The sequence below is a fragment of the Cystobacter fuscus DSM 2262 genome (assembly GCF_000335475.2).
GTDB lineage: Bacteria > Myxococcota > Myxococcia > Myxococcales > Myxococcaceae > Cystobacter > Cystobacter fuscus.
Genome location: NZ_ANAH02000006.1, coordinates 350,524 through 373,109, shown reverse-complemented (window position 1 = coordinate 373,109; position 22,586 = coordinate 350,524). Strand labels below are relative to the sequence as shown.

Sequence of the window (22,586 nt, the reverse complement as noted above, 5' to 3'; positions counted from 1 at the left end):
AGCCGCTAGAACCGCTCCCGTCATGCGACGCCTCGCGCTCCCCGCCCTCCTCGTTCCCGTGTTCCTGCTCGGTGCCTGCATCGTCGAGGCACCTGGAGGGGCCAGCCCCAACGAGCGGCGCCAGTCCGTGGTGACCCAGGTGCCCACGCTCTCCACGAAGGGCGGCGCCAACTTCGAGGACAAGGTGGAGCTGGTGGGCGCCAACCTCCAGCCGGGCCGCCTCGCCCCGGGCGACTCCGCGCGCGTCACCGCCTACTTCAAGGTGCTCAAGCCCCTGGACGAGGACTACACCATCTTCGTCCACGTGGAGGACGCCGAGGGCCGCATGGAGCGGCTCAACGTGGACCACAAGCCCGCGGGCGGGCTCTACCCCACCACCCAGTGGAAGGTGGGCGAGACGGTGAAGGACGAGTTCATGATCGCGCTTCCGCCCGGCGCGTCCGCGCGGACCATCAACGTGTGGATGGGCTTCTGGGAGCCGAAGACGGACGGGCGCCTGCAGCTCAACAACCCGGAGGCGGTGCGCAACGACGGGCGCAGCCGCATCCTGCTCATGCAGATTCCCGTGGCGCGCTGATGCCACGCGCGGGTGGGAAAAAAACCGGAGTGGCCCTGTAAGCCGAGTCCTGTCCCCACCCCTTTCGGGATGGGCGGTGAACATTCATCTAGGGCCCTGGTTGCCCAGGGGCCTCATCAGCGAGCAACCCGAGCGCATGGGGCGGGCAACCCGTGTCCCCCGAGAGGGACGCGCTCCTATTGGCTCTTGCTCCAGGTGGGGTTTTCCGTGCCGTCCGAGTCACCCCGGACGCGGTGCGCTCTTACCGCACCGTTTCACCCTTACCGGCCCCTCGCGGAACCGGCGGTTTGTTTTCTGTGGCACTTTCCTGCGAGTCGCCTCGACTGGCCGTTAGCCAGCACCCTGCCCTGTGGAGCTCGGACTTTCCTCCCGTCACCCAGTCCCGCGGTGACCAGCGTTCACCCGGACCACTCCGGCCCGAGTCTCATAACACGGAAGCGGGGCGGCGCGGCACCTGGCGTCGCGTGGGCTCAGCGCGGCGGCCGCCGGTGACGCCGGACCCCGGGCGGGGGAGGAGGCGGCGGGGGCTCGAGGGAAAGCGCTGTGAGGTGCTCGGCCGCGGCTTCGAGCAGGCGGCCCATGTCCTCGCGGGTCATCCCGGGAAAGGCCCGCACCGTCCCCGTGAGCGGTTCCTCGCGCGCGATGTGGCGGAGGATGTCGACGAGGGTGGGGGGGACCGGCCGGCTCAACGCTACTTCTCGGCCGGCGTTTCGAGCGCCTCGACGGCGTAGATGATGCGGTTGCAGGAGGGGCACACGTCGGTGCCCAGCGACACGCGCAGGTTGTTGTAGAGCTGCGGCGGCACGTTCATCCGGCAGCCCAGGCACGTGCCCCCGAGCACCACGCCCACCAGCGCCGGCATGCGCTTCTTGCGGATGGCCTCGTAGCGGCGCAACAGGGTGGCGTCCACTCCCGAGGACACCGAGGCGCGCTTGCCCTCGAGTTCCTTCACCTGGCCCTCGGCCTGGCTCTGCTTTGAGCGCAGCTCGGCCATGCGGGCCGACAGCTGCTCCTGGCGGGCGGCGAACTCGGCTTCCTTGGCCTTGACCGCCTCGCGCGCCGCGCCGAGCGTCTTGCTCAGCTCCACGAGCTCGTCGGCCATCGTCTGGTTGGCCTTCTTGGCGATGTCGATTTCACGGGCGAGGGCGGAGTACTCGCGGGTGGAGCGCTGCTCGGCCAGCCGCGCCTCCCACTTCTTCACCTTGTCCTTCTCGTCCGTGATGTTCTGCTCGAGCGTGGTCTTCTGCCGCTCGATGTCCGTCACCCGGTTGCGCTCCGCCTCGATGGCGCTGCGCGCGGTGCCCAACTCGCGCTCCAACTCCGCCAGCTGCCGGGGATGCACGTCCGCGGCCTTCCGGAGCGAGGCGACCTCGAGGTCCACCTTCTGCAGCTCCGCCAGAGCCTTCAGTTTCTCCCGCAAATTCCCTGCCTCCAACGATGGGGACCCTACCCCGGGGCCCGGCCCCTTCTACCAACAAGGGTTTGAAGGGTCCAACGCCCAAATCGTCCCTTCCTCATCCCTCCGCGCGGGCACATTCGCAAGACGCACCCATCACGTCCGCGCTGCCCCGGACACCTCGCCGGCCGGACAAGCGAGCGGGTTGGCGCACCCTCATCAGAAAGTTGTGGTGGAGATGAAAAACCTGCTACAGGGAGCGCAGACCATTTGGGGGACGACACCCATGCAGCCCAAGAAGCGACCCACTCCCCGCCGTACACCGCGGTCCCGGCCACGGGTCGCCGGGAAGGGTCCACGCCGTCCCGTGGGCGTGCAGACACTGGGGCCGCTGCGCTACGAGCAGCTGCGCCAGACCCTCCATCAGATGGCCGTCGCCCAGCAGCGCGATCCGGCGTGAGGCCGTGGGGCCCCTCGGGATTGCTCTCGAGGGAACCCCGCCAACCGTTCAGATCTCTTCTTCGTCGTCCGCCGCGACCTCGGCGTCCTCGTCCTCGAATTCCGCCACTTCCTCCTCGTCGCCCACCTCGGCTTCTTCGGGCTCGGCGGGCTCGATGATCTTGGGCGCCGCGGCCAGTCGGCCCCGGCGTCCCCCCTCGGCGGGAGCCTTGAGGGCGGGGCTCTCGCGTTGATCCGCGCCGCACTTCGGGCACAGGGGGTCCGGCTTCTTCATGTCGTAGAACTTCGTGCTGCATTTGAAGCAGACGTGCTTGTTCCCGAGGTCCTTCGCGGGCATGCGCCACCTTCTATCTGTGTCAAGAGGGTAGGGGAGGCGGCTCTTAGTTGGGCTGACAGGCGGAGTCAACCCGGTGGTTTGCACTCCACCGCCATGGGGTTAGCATTCCCCACGCTCGCCCCGGTGTGCGTGCGCGGGACATCCCCTTTGAACTTCTCTTGTAACAAGTGTGAGCGGCGGTACTCCATCGCGGACGACAAGGTTCGCGGCAAGACCGTCAAGGTGCGGTGCAAGAACTGCCAGAACGTCATCTCGGTGGAGGGCCCTCCCGCCGAGATGGAGGAGAGCACGCGCGTCGTGTCGCTGGCGGACGTGGAGCGGCTGCGCGAGCAGGACCGCACGCTCGCCGAGGAAGAGGCGGCCCAGGCCCAAGCCCAGGCCCAGGCCGTGTCGGCGACGTCCTGGGAGGACGAGCCCACGCGCGCCATGCCGGTGGGCGACGCGGCCGCGCCCTGGTTCGTGATGGTCAAGGGCAAGCAGGAGGGGCCGCTGGAGGATGGGGCCCTGCGCGAGATGGTGGCGCAAGGTACCGTCACCGCCCGGAGCTACTTCTGGCAGCAGGGCATGGCGGACTGGAAGCGGGGCCAGGACCTGCCCGCGCTCGAGGGGCTCTTCCTGCCCGAGGAGCCTCCGCCCCCCGCCGAGCCCATCCCTCCGCCCGAGCCCGCCATGGCGCGCTCCTCCACCTCGTGGCAACCCGAGCCGCCTCCCGACTCGCAGACGAGCTGGCGTACCGAACCCGAACCCGAGGCGGAACCCGAGCCCGAGCCCGAACCGGCTCCGGCCCCCGCCTCCCGCGTCAAGCACTCCACGCCGTGGGAGCCGGAGGCCGATGACACCGGGCCCATGGCCGTCGCCGACGCCCAGGCCGCCGCCGCGCCCCTCGGGGAGCTGTTTTCCGACCTGGACCTTCCCGCCGCCGAGCAGCAGCGCGCCGCGGGGTATGACGCGCGCGGGGGCTTCGCCGGGCTCGATGACGAACACACCCCGGTCAACCAGGTGGCGGAAGAGCCTCCGAGCGGGCCCGTGAAGAAGAAGGCGCGGGCGGGGAAGGCCGGGGGTCGCGGGGTGGGCGCGAAGGTGGCCCTCGTCCTGCTGCTGCTGGTGTTGCTCCCCGTGGGGGCGGTGATCGCCCTCACCGAGCTACAGGTGGTGCCACTGCGCGTCTACGGCACGGACGCCGAGGGCAACACGGTGCCGCGGACCGTGTCCGTCTTCACACCCGAGGGGCTCGAGGAGCTGCGCAACGTCCTGATGGGCAACCCCAGCCAGCCTCCCGCCCCACGGCCCGCTGCGGAGCCCCAGGCCGAGGCGCCCTCCGGCGAGTCGCCCGAGGCGCCCACCAACGAGACTCCCGCCGCCGAGTCCCCTTCCGCCGAGCCGTCCGCGGGGGGTGAAGCGGTGCCGGCGCCCGCGGAGCCGGACGGCACCGCCCAGGCTCCGGGTGAGCAGGCCCCGGGGGAGCAGGCCCCGGGTGCGGCGCTCGCGGACGCGGGCACCGCCCTCGCTGGGAGCGAGACCCAGGCCGCCCCCGCCGCCGAGGGGACGGATGACATCGAGGTGGCTCCGCTCCAGCCGGCCACGCCCACGCCCGCGCCCGCGCCCGCATCCGGTCCTCCCAAGGAGGAAATCGATCGCGTGGTGGAGCGCTCGCGCTCCTCGTTCAAGACGTGCATCGCCCAGGCGCTGCGCAAGAACCCCCGGCTGCGCAATGGCAAGCTGCTGCTCACCACCACGGTGACCCACTCGGGCGAGGTGACCAAGGTGGCCATGGATCGCCCCGACATCGGCGGCTCGCCCTCGGGCGAGTGCTTCATCGAGCGCGCCCAGCGCATGGTGTTCCCCAAGTTCTCGGGGGGGGACGTCGAGGTGGAGATCCAGCTCGTGCTCTCGAGGTCCGGCTAGCCCTACAGGTCGAAGTCCCCGGGAGGGGGCGCCTTCTTCAGGGCGCGCTCCCGGGCCTGGCGCACCTCGTCGCGCAGGCGCTCGGTGGCGGCGGTGTCCACCGTCATCGTCTCCAGGTCCAGCACGTCGCCCTCGCGCACGCCGGGGGGCAGCTCCGCGCGCGCACGGCGCACCTCGCGCCCGTCCACCACGAGCACGGCCACGTCCTCCTCGATGCGATCCACGGTGACCTTGGACTTGGGCGGTGCTCGTCGCTTCATGGGTGGCAGTCCCTGGCGGGCCGTCGGGTGTTGCCGCTGGCCGCCTGCTCGCGGGTGGTGAAGTTGAGCCGGTTCTCGTCCTTGATGCGTTTGACGGCGGGGCAGTCGGGCAGGTGGTAGACATCGCTCTTGCGGCTGGCGACGTAGCGCGTCCGGCCGTCGGCCGGGGAGGGAGCGCGCTCCTCCCGGACCGTCTTCGGCGTGGGGGGGGGGGCCTTGTCCAGATCGATGTCCACGCCCTGGCCGCTCGCCGGGCCCCCTCGGGGCTGTGCTCTGGAGGCGGCCGCCACCTCGGTCTTGCCCGGTGCGGCCGTTGCCGCGTCCCTCGCGGGCGTGCCGGCATCACCCCGCTCCGCCACGGCCGGGTCCAGCTTTCCCTCGAAGCTCTCGGACTCCCCCGGCCCGCTGCCCGCGCTGTGCCGCTGGGGGGTGAGGGTGAAGTGCTGACCGTCGCTCACGGCGTGCACCTCGCCATCCCGGTCGGTACGGAAGACGCGCGCCTTCATCGCCTCCAGCCGTCCGAGCACGTTCCGGGACGGAGCGAGCTCCGGGCTGCCCGCGCCGGTGGACACCAGGGCCGCCCGGGGCCGGACCGCGTCGAGGAACGCGGCACTGTTGGCCGTGGCGGCGCCATGGGCTCCCACCTTGAGCAACGTGGAGGGGAGCGGCGCCCCACGGGCCAGCAGGTACTGCTCCGTCTTCTCCAGGGCGTCGCCCGGCAGCAGCACGCTGGTGTCCTGGTAGGTGAGCCGCAGGACGATGGAGTTGAGCTCCTGGGGGTTGTCTCCGGTCAACAGCTTCTCGGTGGGCGCGCGCGGCCAGAGCACGGTCAGCTCCGCGCCTCCGCCCAGGGGCAGGCGCAGCGGCTCGGCGTTGGCCGGGGGCGCGGGGGAGAACACCTCCATGCCGCTGGTGCCGATCGCGCCCAGCAGCGCGTCGTAGTCCGCGGGCGTGCCCGGCAGTTGCGGCTCGAGCAGTCGCCGCGCGCCCACCGCGCCCAGGGCCGCCGACAGTCCCCCGTAATGGTCCACGTGGGGGTGGGTGAGGATGACCAGATCGAGCTTTCCGGTGAGCAGCTCGGGCAGCCGGTTGGCCAGGTGGGCTCCCGCGGAGGGGGGGCCCGCGTCGACGAGCACCGTGCGCCCGGTGGGCGAGACGATGAGCGTGGCGTCTCCCTGGTCCACGTCGAGGAAGTAGACGTGCAGCTTTCCATCGGCCGGCCGGCCGAAGTAGCGCAACGGGGTGGCCTGGGCGGCCTTGGCCGCCGCGGGGGGCGGGGGCGCGGTGGGCTTCTCGCAGGCTCCGAGGAGCCACAGGCCCAACAGGGTGATGAAGGTCCGTAGCGGACGGCTCATGGCTTGCAATCCTCGGAGGGCCGGCGCTCGCGCAGGGCGGCGTCGCGATCCGTGTATATCGTGCGCCCCTGCGTTTTCGACCGCCGCAGGGTGGCGCAGTCCTCACGGTGGAAGACCTTGCTGCCCTTGAGGCCCACGTAGCGAGTCGGGCCCGTGCCGGGCGAGGGGGCCGCGTGCTGCGTCTTCGGGGAGTCCGCGCGCGGGGGGACGTCCACGGGCGGGGCGAGGGGAGCGGAGGGGCCCGCCGGTCCACCGGAGACGACGAGGGGCGGGGCATTGCCCTCGCGGGTCGTGAAGGTCACCCGGTCGCCGTCGCTCACCGCGAGCACCTCTCCGTCGCGGTCCGTGCGCAGCACGCGCGCTCCCTGGGCCCCGAGTCGTTGGAGGACCTCCGCGGTGGGGTGCCCATACTCATTGCCCACGCCACAGGAGATGACGGCCGCCTGGGGCCGCACCGCCGCGAGGAAGGGCGCGGTGGAGGAGTAGCGGCCCCCGTGGTGCGCCACCTTCAGCACCGTGGCGCGCAGGTCCACCGGCCTGGCCAGCAGGGCCGCCTCGGTCTCCGCCTCGGCGTCCCCCATGAACAGGAACGACGTGCCGCCATAGGTCAACCGGGCGACGATGGAGTTGGAGTTGGCGTCCGAGCGGGTGCCCTTCAGGAAGGGCTGCTGGGGTGCGCGCGGCCAGTAGATGCTGAGCGACGCGCCCTCGCCCAGCCCGATGGTCAGCGGCGCCTCGGGGTTGCTCGGATTGGGTTCGGGATTCATCACCTGGTCCACCACTTCCTGCCTCTGCTGCTCCTTCCTCGGCTCCATCACCTTCAGCAGCTCGCGGTAGGCCTCGCTCGGGTGGTCGAAGCCCGGATCCATGAAGCGCCGGGCCCTCACCGTCTGGAGGACCCGCACCATGCCGCCCAGGTGGTCCAGGTGGGGGTGGGTGAGGATGACGAGATCCAACGGCCCCTGGACGAGCTCGCGCACTCGGGGCACCAGCCGCTCATCGGCCTCGGGGGGGCCCGCGTCGATGAGGACCGTCTTCCCGGTGGGCGAGACGATGAGCGCCGCGTCCCCCTGGCCCACGTCGAAGAAGTAGACGGAGAGGGGTTTGAGGGGGGCGGCCCGGCCCGAGGAGGCGGCGAGCAGGAGGAGCAGTGCGAAGAGGTGCCGCGCGAATGCCATGTCCCGCAGGACTCTATCCCATGTGCCGACGCTTCCCGAGTGGCCCGGACTTGGGCTAGACCGCGCGCCATGACCGAGGCCCAGCACATCCAGCGCGTCGTCGAGGAGCTCGCCGACTTCATCCGCAAGAGCTCGCCTGGAGTCCCGGCGGGCAACGGTCCGTCGGCGTCCCCCGCGTCCGCCAGCACGCCCCGTGTCGTGGGCACCGCGCCCGTGCCTCCCGGGACGGTGCAGGGCCCCGCGGATCTGGCCCCGTTCATCGACCATACGCTGCTCAAGCCGGAGGCCACGCGCGACGACATCACCCGCGTGGCCCACGAGGCGGTGCGTCATGGCTTCGCCACGGTGTGCGTGAACTCGAGCCACGTGGCCACGGTGGCCGGCATCCTGGCGGGCTCCTCCTCGGTGCCCATCGCCGTGGTGGGCTTTCCCCTGGGCGCGGCGCTCACGAGCGCCAAGGCCCACGAGGCGCGCGAGGCCGTGCGTGAGGGGGCCCGGGAAATCGACATGGTGCTCAACGTGGGCGCGCTCAAGTCGCGTGACTACGCGCTCGTGCTCCAGGACATCGCCCAGGTGGTGGAGGCGAGCCGGCCCTTCCCGGTGAAGGTCATCCTGGAGACGGGGCTGCTCACCAGCGACGAGAAGATCGCCGCCTGTGTGCTGGCCCGGGCCGCGGGCGCCGCGTTCGTGAAGACGTCCACGGGCTTCGGTCCCGGGGGCGCCACCGTGGAGGACGTGGCCCTCATGCGCCGCGTGGTGGGCGACCAGGTGGGCGTGAAGGCCTCCGGCGGCATCCGCTCCGCCGACGACGCCCTGCGCATGCTTCAGGCAGGGGCCAACCGGCTGGGGGCCTCGGCTTCCGTGGCCATCGTCTCCGGCCAGTCCTCCGCCGCGAAGTACTAGCCCCCACCTGGCCCACCACCTGGCCCACCGAGGGAGAGAGGCCGTGACCGACGCACAGCGCGAGAAGTTCAAGCAGAAGCTGCTGGAGTTGCACGCGGAGCTGACGGGCAAGACGCCCGCGCGCATCGAGCCCAACCGCACCGACGAGGGGCGTGTGGGGGGCGACGAGGACGAGCAGCCGCTCAACGAGATGCTCCAGGCCATCGCCTCCAACCGCAACCGCAACTCGGAGGCCGTGTTGAAGCGCGTGCTCAAGGCGCTGGGCAAGCTGCGCCAGGATCCGGACTCCTTCGGCGAGTGCGAGGAGTGTGGGGATGAGATTTCCCCCGCCCGCCTGGAGGCCGTGCCCTACGTGGAGTTCTGCGTGAACTGCCAGGGGCAGAGGGACGCGCCCAAGGGTGGGCCGACCCGCAAGAAGCTCACCGACTACACCTGACAGCACGAGGGCGCCGGGTGACCATCGCTGAACAGACGCAGAAGGCCGGCCACGTGGGCGACGCGGCAACCGCTTAAGGAGGGGTGGAGATGGACGCGATAGAGCTGAAGGACAAGGCGGAGGCATGGCTGCGGGCGGATCCGGACCCGGCCACCGTGGCGGAGCTGCGCGAGGTGCTCGTGCGCGGGGACGCGGCGGACCTGGCGGACCGGTTCGCGGGCGACCTGGAGTTCGGCACCGCGGGCCTGCGGGGCGTCATGGGCGCGGGGCCCAACCGGATGAACCGCGCGGTGGTGCGCCGGACCACCGCGGGCCTGGCGCGCTACCTCAAGGCCACCGTGCCGGACGTCGTCCGCCGCGGCGTGGTGGTGGGGCGCGATGGCCGGCGCTTGAGCGCGGAGCTCGCCGAAGACACCGCGCGCGTGCTCGCCGCCGAGGGCATCCCCGCCCACGTCTTCCCCTCCCTGGTGCCCACGCCGCTCGTCGCCTTCGCCACCCTGCACCTGAATGCCGCCGCGGGCGTCATGGTCACCGCGAGCCACAACCCGCCCGAGTACAACGGCTTCAAGGTCTACTGGGGCAACGGCGCGCAGATCATCCCTCCCCACGACAAGGGGATCGCCGCGGAGATTTCCCGCGTGGAGCCCGCCAACCAGGTGCGGCTGCTCGCGGTGGACGAGGCGCGTGCCCGCGGCCTGTGGCACGAGCTGCCGGACTCGCTCGGCGAGGAGTACCTGGCGGCCATCCTCCGGCTGCGCGTGCATGGGCGCGGTTCGGACTCGCTGCGCATCGTCTACACCGCGATGCACGGGGTGGGCGGCGTGTGGATGGAGCGGGCCCTGGCGCGCGCGGGCTTCCGCCACGTCCACGTGGTGGCCGAGCAGCACCAGCCGGATGGCACCTTTCCCACCGTGCGCTTTCCCAACCCCGAGGAGCCGGGGGCCATGGACTTGTCGCTCGCCACCGCGGGGCGCGTGAACGCGGACCTGGTTCTCGCCAATGACCCGGACGCGGATCGCCTCGCGGTGATGGTGCGCGGGGAGGACGGCGCGCTGCGCATGCTCACCGGCAACGAGGTGGGCGTGCTGCTGGGCCACTACGTGCTCGCGCAGGGGGCCAGGCAGGCCGCTGGTGCCACGCCGCACGTGGTCACCACCATCGTGTCCTCCACGCAGCTCGGCGACATGGCGCGCGAGCTGGGCGCCGCGTACGACGAGGTGCTCACCGGCTTCAAGTGGATCGCCAACCGCTCCCTCGAGCGCGAGCGCGCCGAGGGCACCCGCTTCGTCTTCGGCTACGAGGAGGCGCTCGGCTACTGCGTGGGCACGGTGACGCGGGACAAGGACGGGGTGGGCGCGGCGCTCGTGTTCGCGGACCTGGCCGCCTGGTGCGAGGCACGGGGCACCACGGTGGCCGGCTACCTGGAGGAGATCCAGCGCCGCTTCGGCCTCTACGTGAGCGCCCAGCGCAACTTCACCTTCCCGGGCGCCCAGGGCGCGCAGGTCATCGCGCGCATCATGGAGGGCCTGCGCGCCTCGCCCCTCTCCCGCGTGGGCTCGCGCACGGTGCGGGCGGTGACGGACTACAAGAAGGGCGAGAAGCTGCCGCCCTCCAACGTGCTCGCCTTCGAGCTGGAGGGGGGGGGACGGGTGACGGCACGGCCCTCGGGGACGGAGCCGAAGATCAAATACTACTTCGAGCTGAAGGAGACGCCCCGTCCGGGCGAGCCGGTGTCCGCCGCGCGCGCCCGGGCGGAGGCCCAGCTCCAACAGTTCATCGACGCCTTCCTCGCGCTGGCGCGCGAGCGGGGGCAGCCGGAGGTCACAGCGTGAAACGCGGCATCGTGAGTGGTTTCGTGGTGGGCATGCTCCTCGTGTCGGGAGCCGCCATGGCGCAGGAGGGCTACGGCCGGGGTCAGGGGTGGTCCGTGCTCTCGGGACAGACGGTGGGGCAGGGTGCCACCGTGTTGAATGGCCAGCTCGGCTGGCCGGGTATCTCGTTGGGCCTGCTGCACGGGGCCACGTCGCGCTTCGACATCGGCGGCAAGTTCAGCTTCAACTACGGCCGCGAGGGCATCGTCACCAGCGTGGTGCCGGGCATCAAGCTCCAGGCCTGGATGCGGTTGATGCTGCTGCAGACGTCGCAGGTGAACGTGGGACTGAGCTTCGCGCCCGGGCCCCTCTTCTACTTCTACGACGACAACTACACCGACGTGGGCCTGTCCCTGCCGTTGTCCCTCACGCTGGGTCTGCCGGTGGGCAGCGCGCTGATGCTCAACATCGGCGTGGACGTGCCCTTCTACGTCATCTTCGGTCCGGGCGGCGGCCCCGTCTTCCCGCTGCTGGTGGGCGGCGGGCTGGAGTACTTCGTGGCCCGCAACCTCGCCATCAACTTCAACGTGCGCATGGGGCCGTCCATCGGCAGCTACTACGGCTACTACCGGGGTGGCGCGCGCTTCACGCTGGACGCCACGTTCGGCGTCGCCTTCCACCTGTAGTCCGGCGCCCGGAGCCCGGGGGCTCGCCCCCGGCTCACGGCGGACCCAGGGGGCCCCTCGTGGCTACCAGCTCGCGGTGCCCTGGTCCGGCAACTCCACGGTGACGGTGACCGTGGTGCCCGTGTTCCCGTGGTGCTGCACCGCGAGGTGTCCGCCCTGGGCCTCCACGAGCTCGCGCGCCGCCTCGAGTCCCTCCGGGCTGCTCGCCTCGCGCGAGGGCTGTGCCGGGACGCCGCGCCCCATGTAGCGCATCTGGATGGTGGGGCCGTAGTCCCCGAAGTCGTCCTGCGGCTCCACGCTCAAGCGCACGGCCCGCGTGCTGCTGGCGCTCTGCGCGCTCCGGCGCGCGCCCACGGCATCCGCGATGAGGTGGAGCAGCACCTGCGCCATGCGCCACGGATTCACCCGCGCGAACACCGGCTCGTCCGGCAGCTCCAACTGCACCTCGGTGGGCTCCACGTGTCCGGCGGTGCGCAGCAGCGAGACCGCCTCGCGTGCCAGCGTGCACAGGTCCAGGTGCTGCTCGTCGCCGTCCTCGCGGGCGTTCACGCTCGCCAGTCGGCCTCGACCTTCCCCACCCGTCACGAGCATTTGTTGCGGCCAACAGGCCATCGCCACCGCGCTCATCACGTCACCCCACCCATCATCTTTTGTTCGTCGTTCACGTCGGCCCCCCCTCGAATGCCCCAGGACGCCGGCCCCCTTCCTTTCCCCATCCCGCCCCATACTGCCCCTACGTCCGGTACCAGCCTGCGCACCCTGGCCTTCGCGGCCCCCCCACTCCTCCGCGAACATGCCCGAGTGCAGGCATCGCCTATTAGATGCCATCTCCGTGCCGCTGCCTTTTCGTCTTTTCCACTCTGTCTGGACAGAGACAGCCAATCACCGCATCCTGGAAAAACGGGACTTTGTCGCGTTCTCCAGACGATGGCGTGTTCCGCTTCCACGGGCCATTCTGTCAGATGGGAGGGTCCAGACTGATTCCTGGTCGGAAATGACCCAGGGCTGCCCGGACCCATATTGTAAAAAACCGCCCCCACGGTCCGGAACGAACTCCAGGCCGCGGGGGGAGCGTGGCCTCCCCTGGCTTCAGCGGGATTCCTGCTCGTACGGGGTGCCCAGGGCGGCGGGGGCGTGGGTGCGGCGGCCCTGGAAGCCGAGCAGGGCGAGCGTCAGCAGGTAGGGCAGGGCGAGGAGGAAGCCCTGGGGGATGACGTTCAGGAGGCCGGGGGCGCTGGAGGCCAGGCCGATGCGCAGCGCGTTGCCGGCGGAGAAGAAGAGCGCGGCGAGCAGGGCGCCCAGGGGGGTCCACCGGCCGAACACCATGGCGGCCAGGGCCATGAAGCCGAGCCCCGCGGGGGTGTGCTGCTCGAAGCGGTCGAGCACGGCGGTGGACAGCGTGGCCCCACCGAGGCCCGCGAACAGCCCGCAGCCGAGCACGGCGAGCCAGCGCAGGCCGGGCACGGACAGGCCGAGCGTGGCCACGGCGTGGGGCTTGTCTCCCACGGCGCGCAGCCGCAGGCCGAAGGGGGTGCGGTAGAAGAGGGCGTGGAAGGCGAAGGGCAGCACCAGGGCGAGCCAGGTGAGCGCCGAGTGCCCGGAGAAGACGCGCAAGAGCGGCACCGCGTCCAGTCCCGGCACGTGCCAGCGCGTGAGCTGCTGGATGGGGGGCGTGCCGTTGGGCCCGTAGAGCGACTCCAGCAGGTAGGTGCCGCCGGCGGTCGCCACGAGGTTGAGGGCCATGCCGGACACCACCTGGTCCGAGCGCCAGTGGATGCACAGGGCGCCATGCACGGCCGCGATGCCCGCGCCCGCGAGCATGCCCATCATCACCCCCACGGGGGTGGGCATGGAGAGGGAGGCCACCGCGGCGCAGAAGGCCCCCGCGCGCATCATCCCCTCGATGCCCACGTTGATGACGCCCGAGCGCTCGCACAGCGTGGCCCCCAGGGTGGCGAAGACCAGCGCCGGGAAGTACTCCAGCGTGGAGGACAGGAGCGCTTCCAACACCTCAAGCACGTGGCACCTCCGGACCCGGGGCGGGCGTCGCCTGGGCGGACGCCTGGGGCGCGCGCCGCCGGGGGCGCAGCAGGGCGAGCCACACCTGCCGGCCCGCGACAAAGAGCAGGGCCAGGCCCTGGATGAGCTCGGGGTAGCTCTTGTGCACGCCGAGCAGCTGCATGCGCGTGCCGCCCGCGCGCAGCGCCCCGAAGAAGAGCGCCGAGAGCGTCACCCCGAGCGGGTGGCTGTTGCCGATGAGGGAGATGGCGATGCCGTCGAAGCCGTAGGGGGCGCCCAGCGTGCCGGGGTAGCGCAGCTCGGTGCCCAGCACGAGCCCCGCGCCCGCCAGTCCCGCGAGTCCTCCGGCCAGCCCCATGGCCTGCGCGGTGCGCCGGGCGACGGGAATGCCCGCCGCCCGCGCCGCCTCCGCGCCCAGTCCCACCACGCGCGTCTCGAAACCCGTGCGCAGCCAGGACAGCCACACCCAGAGCGCCAGCGCCACCGCCAGCGCCAGGGGGAAGCCCAGGTTCAGCCGCGAAAGCTCCCCGAGCAGCCGCGGCAGGTGCGCGCTGGGGAGGATCTCCGGGGTGCCCGTGGTGGACAGGGTGGTGCCGGCTCCGGCGCGCAACGGGCCCACCACGAGCCAGTTGTCCACCAGGCTCACCGCCACCCAGTTGAGCATGATGGTGGAGATGACCTCGTGCACGCCCCGGGCGAGCTTGAGCCAGGCGGCGATGAGCGCCCACGTGCCCCCGGCGAGCCCCGCCATGAGCAGCGCCGCGAGCACGTGCAGCGGCCCGGGCAGCTCCCACCACGCGCCCACCAGCGCCGCCACCAGCGCGCCCACGAGCATCTGCCCCTGGGCGCCGATGTTGAACAGGCCCACCTTGAAGGCCACCGCCACCGACAGGCCGGTGAGCAACAGGATGGACGCCTTGATGGCCGCCTCGCCCAGGGGCCGGGTGAGCAGCGCCACGCGTCCCCCGTCGAGGAAGGCCGGCCAGTCACCGAGACCCCCGCGCAGCATCTGGAAGTAGGCGTCGGTGGCGGTCCGCGCATCGCGCGTGAGGGCGATGAAGCACCAGCACACCGCGAGCGCGAGGAGCACGGAGAAGACCGAGGGCAGCACCGCGCGCAGCCGCTCACCCATGGGCCACCTCCTGTCCGGTTCCCAGCATCCGCCGGCCGATCTCCCGCTCGTCGAACTCGGGCCGGGTGAAGGTGCCGCTCACGCGGCCCTCGAAGAAGACGTAGACACGATCCGCCAGGGCGAGCACCTCTTCCAGATCCAACGAGACGAGCACCACGCCGGCGCCTCTGTCTCTCGCCTCGCGCAGCTTCGCCTGCACCTGCGCCACCGCGCCGATGTCCAGGCCGCGCGTGGGCTGCACCACCACGAGCAGCCGGGGCGAGGCATCCAGCTCGCGCGCCACCACCACCTTCTGTTGGTTGCCGCCGGAGAGCGCCTGCAGGGCCAGCCGCGGATCCGGCGGACGCACGTCATAGGCCTTCAGCAACGTCTCGGTGCGCTCGCGGCGTCCCTCGAAGTCCACCCGGGGCCCCCGCGCGAAGGGCGCCTGGTCCTGCCGCCCCAGCGCCACGTTCTCCTCCACGCTCATGGCCTTCACCACCGCGCGCCACAGCCGATCCTCCGGCACGTGGCCCACGCCCCGGCGCCGCGCCTCCGCGGGCGTCAGCCCCTCGAGCGGTCCGCCCAGAATCGTGCCGCTCCCCGAGTTCACCTTCCGCAGGCCGGTGAGCACCTCGGCGAACTCGCGCTGCCCGTTGCCGTCCACCCCGGCGATGCCGACGATCTCCCCCGCGTGGACCTCCAGCGACACGCCCCGGAGCACGGGCCGGTCGTCCTCGCCCCGGGCCGTCAGCTCGCGCGTCTCCAGCAGCCGCTCGCCCGTCGGGGGGTGGTACGCCTGGGCCTCGGAGGTGAGGGCACGCGCGTCGCCCACCATCAGCGCCGCCAGCTCCTGGGCACTCGTCTCCGCGGCGCGCACCTCGGCCACGCGCCGGCCGCGCCGCATCACCACCACGCGCTCGGCCACGCTGAGCACCTCGCGCAGCTTGTGGCTGATGAAGACGACCGTGCGCCCTCCCGCCGCCAGCCCCCGCGCCACCCGGAACAGGTCATCCGACTCCTGGGGGGTGAGCACGGCGGTGGGCTCGTCGAGGATGAGCACCTGCGCGCCGCGGTGCAGCGCCTTGACGATCTCCACCTTCTGCTGCGAGCCGACGCTGAGCGTGTCCACGCGGGCGCGGGGGTCCAACTTGAAGCCGAAGCGCTCGCACGTGGCGGCCACTTCCTGGCACGCCCGCTCCTGGTCCAGGCGACCGAAGCGCGTGGGCTCGCGGCCGAGCACCACGTTCTCCGCCACCGTGAGGGTGGGCACGAGCATGAAGTGCTGGTGCACCATGCCGATGCCCCGGGCGATGGCGTCCCGGGGGCTCTTCAGGCGCACGGGCTGGCCTCCCACGAGCACCTCCCCCGCATCCGCGTGGTAGAGCCCATAGAGGACGTTCATGAGGGTGGACTTGCCCGCGCCGTTCTCGCCCACCAGGGCGAGCACTTCCCCGGTGCCGATGTCCAGGGACACGTCGTCCAGGGCGGTCACGGCGCCAAAGCGCTTGTGGATGTGCCGGAGGGAGATCAAGACCTCCCCCCTTTATCATCAGATGGCGGAGGGGTCCCGGTTGGTGGATGGGGGACTGCGGGCTTTTCTTCCGGGTGCATGCCCGCGCTCCTTCCTGCTATGGCCTTGGCGCGTGAGACCCTACGAGCTCATCAAGGCCAAGCGGGACGGGAATCGGTTGGAACCCGGCGACATCCGGGCGTTCATCGAGGCGTATACCTCGGGGGACGTCGCGGACTACCAGATGTCCGCCCTGTGCATGGCGGTCTTCTTCCGGGGACTGGACGCGGTGGAACTGGGCGCCTGGACGCGGGCGATGCTCGAGTCCGGTGAGGTGCTGGACCTCGGGGACGTGCCCGGAGTGAAGGTGGACAAGCACTCCACGGGCGGGGTCGGGGACAAGGTGTCGTTGAGCCTGGCGCCCCTGGCGGCCGCCTGCGGGGTGCCCGTGCCGATGATCTCCGGGCGAGGCCTGGGGCATACGGGAGGGACGCTGGACAAGCTGGAGTCCATTCCCGGCTTCAAGGTGGACCTTCCGGTGAGCGACTACCGGCGTCTGGTGCGCGAGGTGGGCTGCTGCCTCATCGGCCAGACGGCCTCGGTGGCGCCCGCGGACAAGAAGCTCTACGCACTGCGTGATGTGACGGCCACGGTGGACTGCATCCCGCTCATCTGCAGTTCCATCATGAGCAAGAAGCTCGCGGAGGGCATCGACGCGCTGGTGCTGGACGTGAAGGTGGGCAGTGGCGCCTTCATGAAGACCGTGGAGGACGCGCGGCTCCTGGCCCGGACGATGATTGGCGTGGGCGCGGAGATGGGCCGCAAGGTGACGGCGCTGCTCACGGACATGAACCAGCCGCTCGGGCGCGCGGTGGGCAACGCGCTGGAGGTGGTGGAGGCCGTGGAGATGCTGCGCGGCCGCGCCCCGGCCGACTACACCGAGGTGACGCTGGCGCTCACCGCGGAGATGCTGGTGCTGGGGGGCCGGGCGGCCTCGCTCGCCGAGGCGCGTCAAAAGCTGGAGCGGGCGGTGGCGGATGGCAGCGCGGTGCGCAAGCTCCAGGAGATCGTCCAGGCGCAGGGGGGAGACCCGCGCGCCATCGACGACTATTCCCGTCTGCCCCAGGCGCGCGCGCAGGTGGACGTGCTGGCGACCGAGGAGGGCTTCGTCACCGGCATCCAGACGGAGGCGGTGGGCCTGGCGGCGGTGGCGCTGGGGGCAGGACGTCAGCGGGTGGACAGCCGCATCGATCCCGCCGTGGGCTTCACCCTGCTGCGCAAGGTGGGTGAGCCGGTGAAGAAGGGAGACCCGTTGGTACGCATCCACTATAATGACCCGGCGCCGGTGGAGGATGTGCGGGCGCGACTGTTGGCGGCCTATACCTGTGGGCCTCGGGCACCCGAGCCCCAGCCGTTGATCCTGGAGCGATTAGGATGAGTGCATCGTCCGGAGATGAGCGGCGGGCCTCGCTCCGGGTGTCGATGCGCTTTCGGATCCGAAGGGCGGGGAGTTCGGACCCGTTCGACTCCCGAGAGGGTAACATCTCGCTGGGGGGCTTCGCCTGGCACGGCGCGGCCCTGTCGGTGGGGACCGAAGTGGAGGCGCGCTTCAAGTTGCCCGGCACGAGCGAGGAGCTCCAGGTCCGGGGTCAGGTGCTCAACGTGAGCTATGGCGCGCGCGGCACCTCCGCGCACGTGCGCTTCCTGGACCTGCCGGACGAGTTGGAGCGGCGCATCGCCCAGTATCTGGAGGAAGTGGAGCAGGCGGAGTCCAACCAACGAGGTGGCTCATGAGCACGGACATACCCTGGGACAGTCTCTTCGAGGCGGCGGCGAAGGTGCGCGAGCGCGCGCATGCTCCCTATTCCCGCTTCCCGGTGGGCGCGGCGGTGCTGTACGCGGATGGTGAGGTGGTGACGGGCTGCAACGTGGAGAACTCCTCCTATGGCCTGTCCGCCTGCGCCGAGCGCAGCGCGCTGGCGACGGGGGTGGCCCAGGGTCGCGGCCGTCCGGTGGCGGTGGCCATCGTGGTGGACACGCCCACGCCGTGTCCGCCGTGCGGCATGTGCCGGCAGGTGATGTTGGAGTTCGCTCCCAGGGAGCTGCCCGTGCGCAGCCGCAACCTCAAGGGAGACGAGGCGCGCTACTCGCTCGGGGAGCTGCTGCCCCACGCGTTCACCAGCGACTTCCTCTGATGTCACGTGGTCCGTCCCGGCTGGCGATGGTGGCGGCCACCCTCGCCCTGCCGCTGCTCTACTTCCACCGGGCGACGTTCAGTTCGGACGTCTTCATCGCGCGCGACATCCTGCTCGTCTACTACCCGCTCAAGCAGTACTGGGCCGAGCGCGTGTCCCAGGGGGAGTTCCCGGCCTGGTATCCCTACGACGGGTTGGGTCAGCCCCTGGCGGGCATGCTCATCTCCGGGGTCTTCCACCCCACCAACGTGCTGTACCTGCTGTTGCCGCTCGGGGTGGCGCTCAAGGTCATCGCGCTCGGCTCCTATGTGTCGGCGCTGGGAGGCACCTACCGCTTCGCCCGGCAGTGGGGTCTGGAGCGCGGGTCCGCGTTGCTCTCGGGCATCACCTACGCGCTGGGTGGCTACCTGGTGGGCATCAGCAACAACCTGCTCTACCTCATGGCCGCCGCCACCTTCCCCTGGGCCCTGTGGGGTGCCGAGCGCTTCCTGCACCAGCCGTCCGCCCGCCGCGCCGCCGCCGCCGCGCTCCCGCTGGGTCTGATCCTCCTGAGCGGCGAGCCGCAGAGCTTCGCGTTGTGCTGTGCCCTGGTGCTCGTGCTCGTGCTGCTGCGTCCGGAGCGTGCCTCCCTGCCGCGCGCGGCGTCCCGGGCCGTGCTGCTCATCGTGCTCGCCGCCCTGCTGGCCGCGGTGCAGATTGCTCCCGTGCTCGGCATTCTCGGGGATTCGAGGCCCTCCGCGTCGACCTTGGAGCTGGCCACCTCTTTCTCGTTCCATCCCCTGCGGATGCTCGAGTTCGTGCTCGGCCCCATCTTCCTCAATCCCGAGACGGACGCGGTGGCCTCGTTCGCGATGGCCGATGAGCTGTTCCAGACCGGGATGCATTCCTTCTGGGTCAACTCGGTGCACGTGGGCGCGCCCGCTCTGCTCCTGGTGGGCGCGGCGCTCTGGGCCCACCGCCGTCGGGCCCTGGCGTGGACGGTGGCGGCCCTGGCGCTGCTCGTGCTGGCGCTGTCGATGGGACGGCACCTGCCCCTGTATGGCTGGCTGTACCGGTGGATGCCCGTCTGGAACGTCTTCCGCTATCCGGAGAAGTTGCTGCCCTACTTCATGTTCGCCTGTGCCCTGGGCGCGGGCGCGGGGCTGCAGGCCGTGCTGCGCGAGCCCGTCCTGTCGCGCGGGTTGGGCCGGGCCGCGTTCGTGCTCGCGTCGCTCTGTGGCCTGTTCGCGCTGGCGGAGTGGCGCGGGCGGGTGTTCTCCCACGGGGTGATCGGTGCCCTCTGGAAGACGCCGCGGCCCGACATCCAGGACATCCTCCACGGCAACGTCCTGCTCGCGTCCGTGGTCGCGGGGGTGACGCTCGGGGTGATGGGGGCCGTGCTGCTCCGGGTGCGAGCGCCCGCCCCCCTGGGCTGGGCCCTCGTCTCGCTCCAACTCGTCATCCTCTACCTGGCCAACGGGGACGTGTACCAGGTGACCATTCCGGAACTGCTGGAGAGTCCCTCCCATGTGGTGGGGACCATTCTGGAGGCCGAGCAGGACAGCGGCGCCGTCCGGCCCCGCGTCTATGGCGTGGCGCCGGAACTCCAGGAGCACGAGGCCATCGAGGGCATCGCCGCCATCGACATCCAGTCCATCAACATGCTCGACTCCCTCTGGCCGGGCACCCCCGCGCTCTGGCACCTGGAGAGCGCCAGGCCCTACCTTCCCGTCGCCTCCTGGCGGGCCGCGAGCCTGCTGGGAATACAGCAGGCGCCCCTCGATCTTCCTCCGAGCCGGGTCCTGGATCTCTTCGGCGTGAAGTACGTCACGGTGGTCGCGCGGGAGTACCGGCGGCTCAACGGCGAGCCCGACGTCATCCTCACCGAGGTTCCGCGCTTCAACGAGTTGCTGTTGCGCAATCCCCTGACGCTGCCGCGTGCCTACCTGGCCACGCCGGTGTGCGTGCCGGATGAAGGCGCGGCCAGGGCCCTGCTCCTCTCCCGCTCCTTCACGCCCGGCCAGCAAGTGGTCCTGGAGTGTCCTCCCGGCCCGGAGCATGTCGAGGCCCCCCAGAGCGCCGGAGCGCTCGGCCAGGTGCGTTTCGTGCGCTACGCGCCAGAGGAGGTCGTGCTGGAGGTGGAGGCCACCCAGCCCGCCACGCTGGTCCTCAACGACGCCTATTACTCGGGCTGGAGCGCGACGGTGGATGGGCGGCCCGCCTCCATCCTGCCGGCCAACGTGGCGGTGCGGGGCGTGCGGCTGACGGCGGGCACCCACCAGGTCACCTTCTCGTTCCGCGCTCCCGGCCAGCGGCTCGGGGCGATCATCACCCTGGTGACGCTGGGCCTGCTCGGACTCGCGATGCTCGTGCAGGGACGCCAGCGGGCCGTGGGGCGCGCGTCTCCCGCCGTCCCGCGCTGAGCAGAGGTCGCGGGGCGTTGGGTACTGGACGGAGCCCATCGCGGGGTGGGGTGCACCTCCCTAGGATGCGCGGCCATGATCAAACACCTCGTTCCCGTCCTCCTGCTGCTGTCACTGGCTCCTGGCTGTGCCCGGATCTTCGAGGGCGGCCAGGTGGAATGCGTGGGAGATACCTGCACGTGCAAGCCCGAGCCCCGGTGCACGGGCGAGTGCATGGAGCCGGGCTGCTCCCTGGCGTGCGCGGATGGCCCGGATTGCGACGTGCGCTGCGGCGATGGCTGCCAGCACCGCTGCACCGGGGGCAACAACTGCACCACCACCTGTGAGACGGATTGCGACCTGGAATGTGGCCGGGTCGGCTCCTGCGAGTCCCGGTGTGGGGCCAACTGCCGGCAGCGCTGCTCGGATGCGTCCAACTGCGCGTTCACCGTGGGGCCCGCCAGCACGGTGAGTTGCGAGCGCGTGGGCAATTGCAATGTCACCTGCACGGGCTCCTGCCGGGTGGACTGCCAGGGCACTGGCAACTGCAACGTCACCTGCCGGGAGCAGGGCACCAACGCCACGGTGTGCCCCAACGGGACGACCCGGGTGTGTGGCCAATCCTGCTGAGGACGAGTGTCTTTGGCTGGAGCGGCCATGAACCGTGGTAATACCCCTCGGACCGTGGACCTCCTCCTCACCAACGGCACCGTCGTGACGATGAACCGCGAGCGCGAGGTGCTCGCGGAGGCCGACATCCTCATCCAGGAGGGCCGCATCGCTCGCGTGGGCCGCGGCTTGCGCCCGCGGGGCGCGGGGCTCCGGGTGCTGGACGTGAGGGGCCAGGTGGTGCTGCCCGGCTTCGTCCACGGCCACCTGCATGCCTGTCAGACGCTCTTCCGCAACCGGGCGGATGGGCTGGAGCTGCTCGACTGGCTGCGTGAGCGCATCTGGCCCTTCGAGGCCGCGCACGACCCGGACTCCATGCGCGCCTCGGCGGATCTCACCTTCGCGGAGCTCATCCGCTCGGGCTCCACGGCCGCGCTCGACATGGGGACGGTGCGCCACTACGACGCCGTCTTCGAGTCCGCCCGGGACTGCGGCTTCCGGCTCACCGGCGGCAAGGCGATGATGGACGCGCCCGACGTGCCTCCGGGCCTCGCCGAGTCCACCGAGGACTCGCTGGCCGAGAGCCTCACGCTGCTGGAGCGCTGGCACGGCACCCACGGCGGACGGCTGCGCTACGCCCTCACCCCGCGCTTCGTCCTGTCCTGCACGGAGAAGCTCTTGCGCGAGGTGGGACGGCTGGCGCGCGAGAAGGGCGTGCGCATCCACACCCACGCGAGCGAGAACCGCGCCGAGTGCGACGGGGTGCGCCAGCTCACCGGCCGGGACAACGTGGAGTGGTTCCACGAGGTGGGCCTCACCGGGCCTCACGTGACGCTCGCCCACTGTGTGTGGCTGTCCGACGCCGAGCGCCGTCTGCTCCGGGACACGGGCACGGTGGTGTGCCACTGCCCGGGCTCCAACCTCAAGCTCGCCTCGGGCATCGCCCCGGTGCCGGAGCTGCTCGACGAGGGCGTGACCGTCTGCCTCGGCGCGGACGGCGCCGCGTGCAACAACAACCTGGACATGTTCGGGGAGATGCGGCTGGCGGCGCTGCTGCACAAGCCACGGGTGGGCCCCCGGGGCATGCCCGCCGAGCGCGTCCTGGAGATGGCCACGCTCGGGGGCGCCCGCGCCCTGGGCCTGGAGGCCGAGCTGGGCTCGCTGGAGATGGGCAAGCGCGCCGACGTCACCGTGGTGGACCTGTCCGGCCTGCACGCCCAGCCGTCCGACCCGGCCGACGTGCTCTCTCCGCTCGTCTACGCCGCGCGCGCTTCCGACGTGGTGCACGTGGTCATCGATGGGCGGCTCGTCCTCAAGGACAGGGCACTGCTCACCCTGGACGCCGCCGCCGTGGCCGCCAATGCCCGCCACCACTCCGCCCGCCTCACCGCGCGCGCCCGGCCCCCCTCCCGTGCCCGCTCCGCCGCCCGCGCCCGCTGACGGCGCCCCGCTTCC

General features: G+C 71.3%; 22 protein-coding genes and 1 other RNA gene. 12 read left to right on the top strand and 11 right to left on the bottom strand.

What is annotated here, in order from left to right:
* Positions 1-22: 22 nt before the first annotated feature.
* A complete protein-coding gene (locus tag D187_RS11895; protein WP_002631912.1) occupies positions 23-577 on the top strand; it encodes a hypothetical protein in 555 nt (184 codons plus the stop codon).
* 22 nt (positions 578-599) lie between these two features.
* Here the strand turns inward: D187_RS11895 and rnpB are convergent.
* The 4 genes from rnpB to D187_RS11880 all read right to left on the bottom strand — a co-directional run bounded on the left by rnpB (position 600) and on the right by D187_RS11880 (position 2,769).
* An RNA gene (gene rnpB / locus D187_RS49795) (RNase P RNA component class A) lies at positions 600-991 on the bottom strand.
* A gap of 56 nt (positions 992-1,047) precedes the next feature.
* A complete protein-coding gene (locus D187_RS11890) occupies positions 1,048-1,266 on the bottom strand; it encodes a hypothetical protein (protein ID WP_002631913.1) in 219 nt (72 codons plus the stop codon).
* 2 nt (positions 1,267-1,268) lie between these two features.
* Positions 1,269-1,997: a zinc ribbon domain-containing protein gene (locus D187_RS11885; RefSeq protein WP_002631914.1), complete on the bottom strand. Its 729-nt coding sequence runs from the start codon at positions 1,995-1,997 to the stop codon at positions 1,269-1,271.
* Positions 1,998-2,481: 484 nt separating this feature from the next.
* On the bottom strand, positions 2,482-2,769 hold the full coding sequence (locus D187_RS11880) for an FYDLN acid domain-containing protein (protein ID WP_002631916.1): 288 nt from the start codon (positions 2,767-2,769) through the stop codon (positions 2,482-2,484).
* 147 nt (positions 2,770-2,916) lie between these two features.
* Here D187_RS11880 and D187_RS58700 point away from each other — a divergent pair, with 147 nt between their 5' ends.
* Positions 2,917-4,674 carry an AgmX/PglI C-terminal domain-containing protein gene (locus D187_RS58700; RefSeq protein ID WP_002631917.1) on the top strand — a complete coding sequence of 586 codons (1,758 nt, stop codon included), beginning with the start codon at positions 2,917-2,919 and terminating at the stop codon, positions 4,672-4,674.
* A 2-nt stretch (positions 4,675-4,676) separates the two neighbouring features.
* Here the strand turns inward: D187_RS58700 and D187_RS11870 are convergent, their stop codons facing one another.
* From D187_RS11870 to D187_RS11860, 3 genes are read right to left on the bottom strand one after another with little or no spacing between them, the layout of a single operon-like run.
* Positions 4,677-4,934, bottom strand: a complete 258-nt coding sequence (locus tag D187_RS11870; RefSeq protein ID WP_002631918.1) for a DUF3006 domain-containing protein — start codon at positions 4,932-4,934, stop codon at positions 4,677-4,679.
* Positions 4,931-6,289, bottom strand: coding sequence for a ComEC/Rec2 family competence protein (locus tag D187_RS11865; RefSeq protein ID WP_002631919.1), 1,359 nt, complete (start codon positions 6,287-6,289; stop codon positions 4,931-4,933). The genes D187_RS11870 and D187_RS11865 overlap by 4 nt, the downstream gene beginning before the upstream one ends.
* The gene (locus D187_RS11860; RefSeq protein ID WP_002631920.1) at positions 6,286-7,467 is read right to left on the bottom strand and encodes a ComEC/Rec2 family competence protein; all 1,182 of its coding nucleotides are present in this window, start codon (positions 7,465-7,467) and stop codon (positions 6,286-6,288) included. Before D187_RS11860 ends, D187_RS11865 begins: the two co-directional genes overlap by 4 nt.
* 69 nt (positions 7,468-7,536) lie before the next feature.
* Between D187_RS11860 and deoC the strand changes: the two genes are divergently transcribed.
* From deoC to D187_RS11840, 4 genes are all read left to right on the top strand, one after another.
* A complete protein-coding gene (gene deoC / locus D187_RS11855) occupies positions 7,537-8,370 on the top strand; it encodes a deoxyribose-phosphate aldolase (RefSeq protein WP_002631921.1) in 834 nt (277 codons plus the stop codon).
* A 43-nt stretch (positions 8,371-8,413) separates the two neighbouring features.
* Complete coding sequence (locus D187_RS11850; protein WP_002631922.1) at positions 8,414-8,806, top strand: TraR/DksA family transcriptional regulator; 393 nt, start codon at positions 8,414-8,416, stop codon at positions 8,804-8,806.
* A gap of 89 nt (positions 8,807-8,895) precedes the next feature.
* A complete protein-coding gene (locus D187_RS11845) occupies positions 8,896-10,638 on the top strand; it encodes a phospho-sugar mutase (RefSeq protein ID WP_002631923.1) in 1,743 nt (580 codons plus the stop codon).
* Positions 10,635-11,303 carry a hypothetical protein gene (locus D187_RS11840; RefSeq protein WP_002631924.1) on the top strand — a complete coding sequence of 223 codons (669 nt, stop codon included), beginning with the start codon at positions 10,635-10,637 and terminating at the stop codon, positions 11,301-11,303. Before D187_RS11845 ends, D187_RS11840 begins: the two co-directional genes overlap by 4 nt.
* Positions 11,304-11,366: 63 nt before the next feature.
* On the opposite strand, the gene D187_RS11835 is transcribed toward D187_RS11840, so the two are convergent.
* From D187_RS11835 to D187_RS11820, 4 genes are all read right to left on the bottom strand, one after another.
* Complete coding sequence (locus tag D187_RS11835; protein WP_002631925.1) at positions 11,367-11,852, bottom strand: ATP-binding protein; 486 nt, start codon at positions 11,850-11,852, stop codon at positions 11,367-11,369.
* A gap of 540 nt (positions 11,853-12,392) precedes the next feature.
* Positions 12,393-13,322 (bottom strand): ABC transporter permease, encoded by a 930-nt coding sequence (locus tag D187_RS11830; RefSeq protein ID WP_002631926.1) that lies wholly within the window; start codon positions 13,320-13,322, stop codon positions 12,393-12,395.
* Positions 13,315-14,454, bottom strand: coding sequence for an ABC transporter permease (locus tag D187_RS11825; RefSeq protein ID WP_002631927.1), 1,140 nt, complete (start codon positions 14,452-14,454; stop codon positions 13,315-13,317). Before D187_RS11825 ends, D187_RS11830 begins: the two co-directional genes overlap by 8 nt.
* The gene (locus D187_RS11820; protein WP_081713664.1) at positions 14,447-15,910 is read right to left on the bottom strand and encodes an ABC transporter ATP-binding protein; all 1,464 of its coding nucleotides are present in this window, start codon (positions 15,908-15,910) and stop codon (positions 14,447-14,449) included. The genes D187_RS11825 and D187_RS11820 overlap by 8 nt, the downstream gene beginning before the upstream one ends.
* A 169-nt stretch (positions 15,911-16,079) precedes the next feature.
* Between D187_RS11820 and D187_RS11815 the strand changes: the two genes are divergently transcribed.
* The 6 genes from D187_RS11815 to D187_RS11790 all read left to right on the top strand — a co-directional run bounded on the left by D187_RS11815 (position 16,080) and on the right by D187_RS11790 (position 22,571).
* Positions 16,080-17,384: a thymidine phosphorylase gene (locus tag D187_RS11815; protein ID WP_002631929.1), complete on the top strand. Its 1,305-nt coding sequence runs from the start codon at positions 16,080-16,082 to the stop codon at positions 17,382-17,384.
* Complete coding sequence (locus D187_RS11810) at positions 17,381-17,740, top strand: PilZ domain-containing protein (protein ID WP_002631930.1); 360 nt, start codon at positions 17,381-17,383, stop codon at positions 17,738-17,740. The genes D187_RS11815 and D187_RS11810 overlap by 4 nt, the downstream gene beginning before the upstream one ends.
* Positions 17,737-18,141: a cytidine deaminase gene (locus D187_RS11805; protein ID WP_002631931.1), complete on the top strand. Its 405-nt coding sequence runs from the start codon at positions 17,737-17,739 to the stop codon at positions 18,139-18,141. Before D187_RS11810 ends, D187_RS11805 begins: the two co-directional genes overlap by 4 nt.
* The gene (locus D187_RS11800) at positions 18,141-20,543 is read left to right on the top strand and encodes a YfhO family protein (protein WP_002631932.1); all 2,403 of its coding nucleotides are present in this window, start codon (positions 18,141-18,143) and stop codon (positions 20,541-20,543) included. The genes D187_RS11805 and D187_RS11800 overlap by 1 nt, the downstream gene beginning before the upstream one ends.
* Positions 20,544-20,618: 75 nt before the next feature.
* Entirely contained in the window at positions 20,619-21,152 is a 534-nt protein-coding gene (locus D187_RS49790) for a hypothetical protein (RefSeq protein ID WP_002631933.1), read from the top strand.
* Between the two features lie 27 nt (positions 21,153-21,179).
* Positions 21,180-22,571: a 5'-deoxyadenosine deaminase gene (locus tag D187_RS11790; protein ID WP_002631934.1), complete on the top strand. Its 1,392-nt coding sequence runs from the start codon at positions 21,180-21,182 to the stop codon at positions 22,569-22,571.
* The last annotated feature ends 15 nt before the right edge of the window (positions 22,572-22,586 follow it).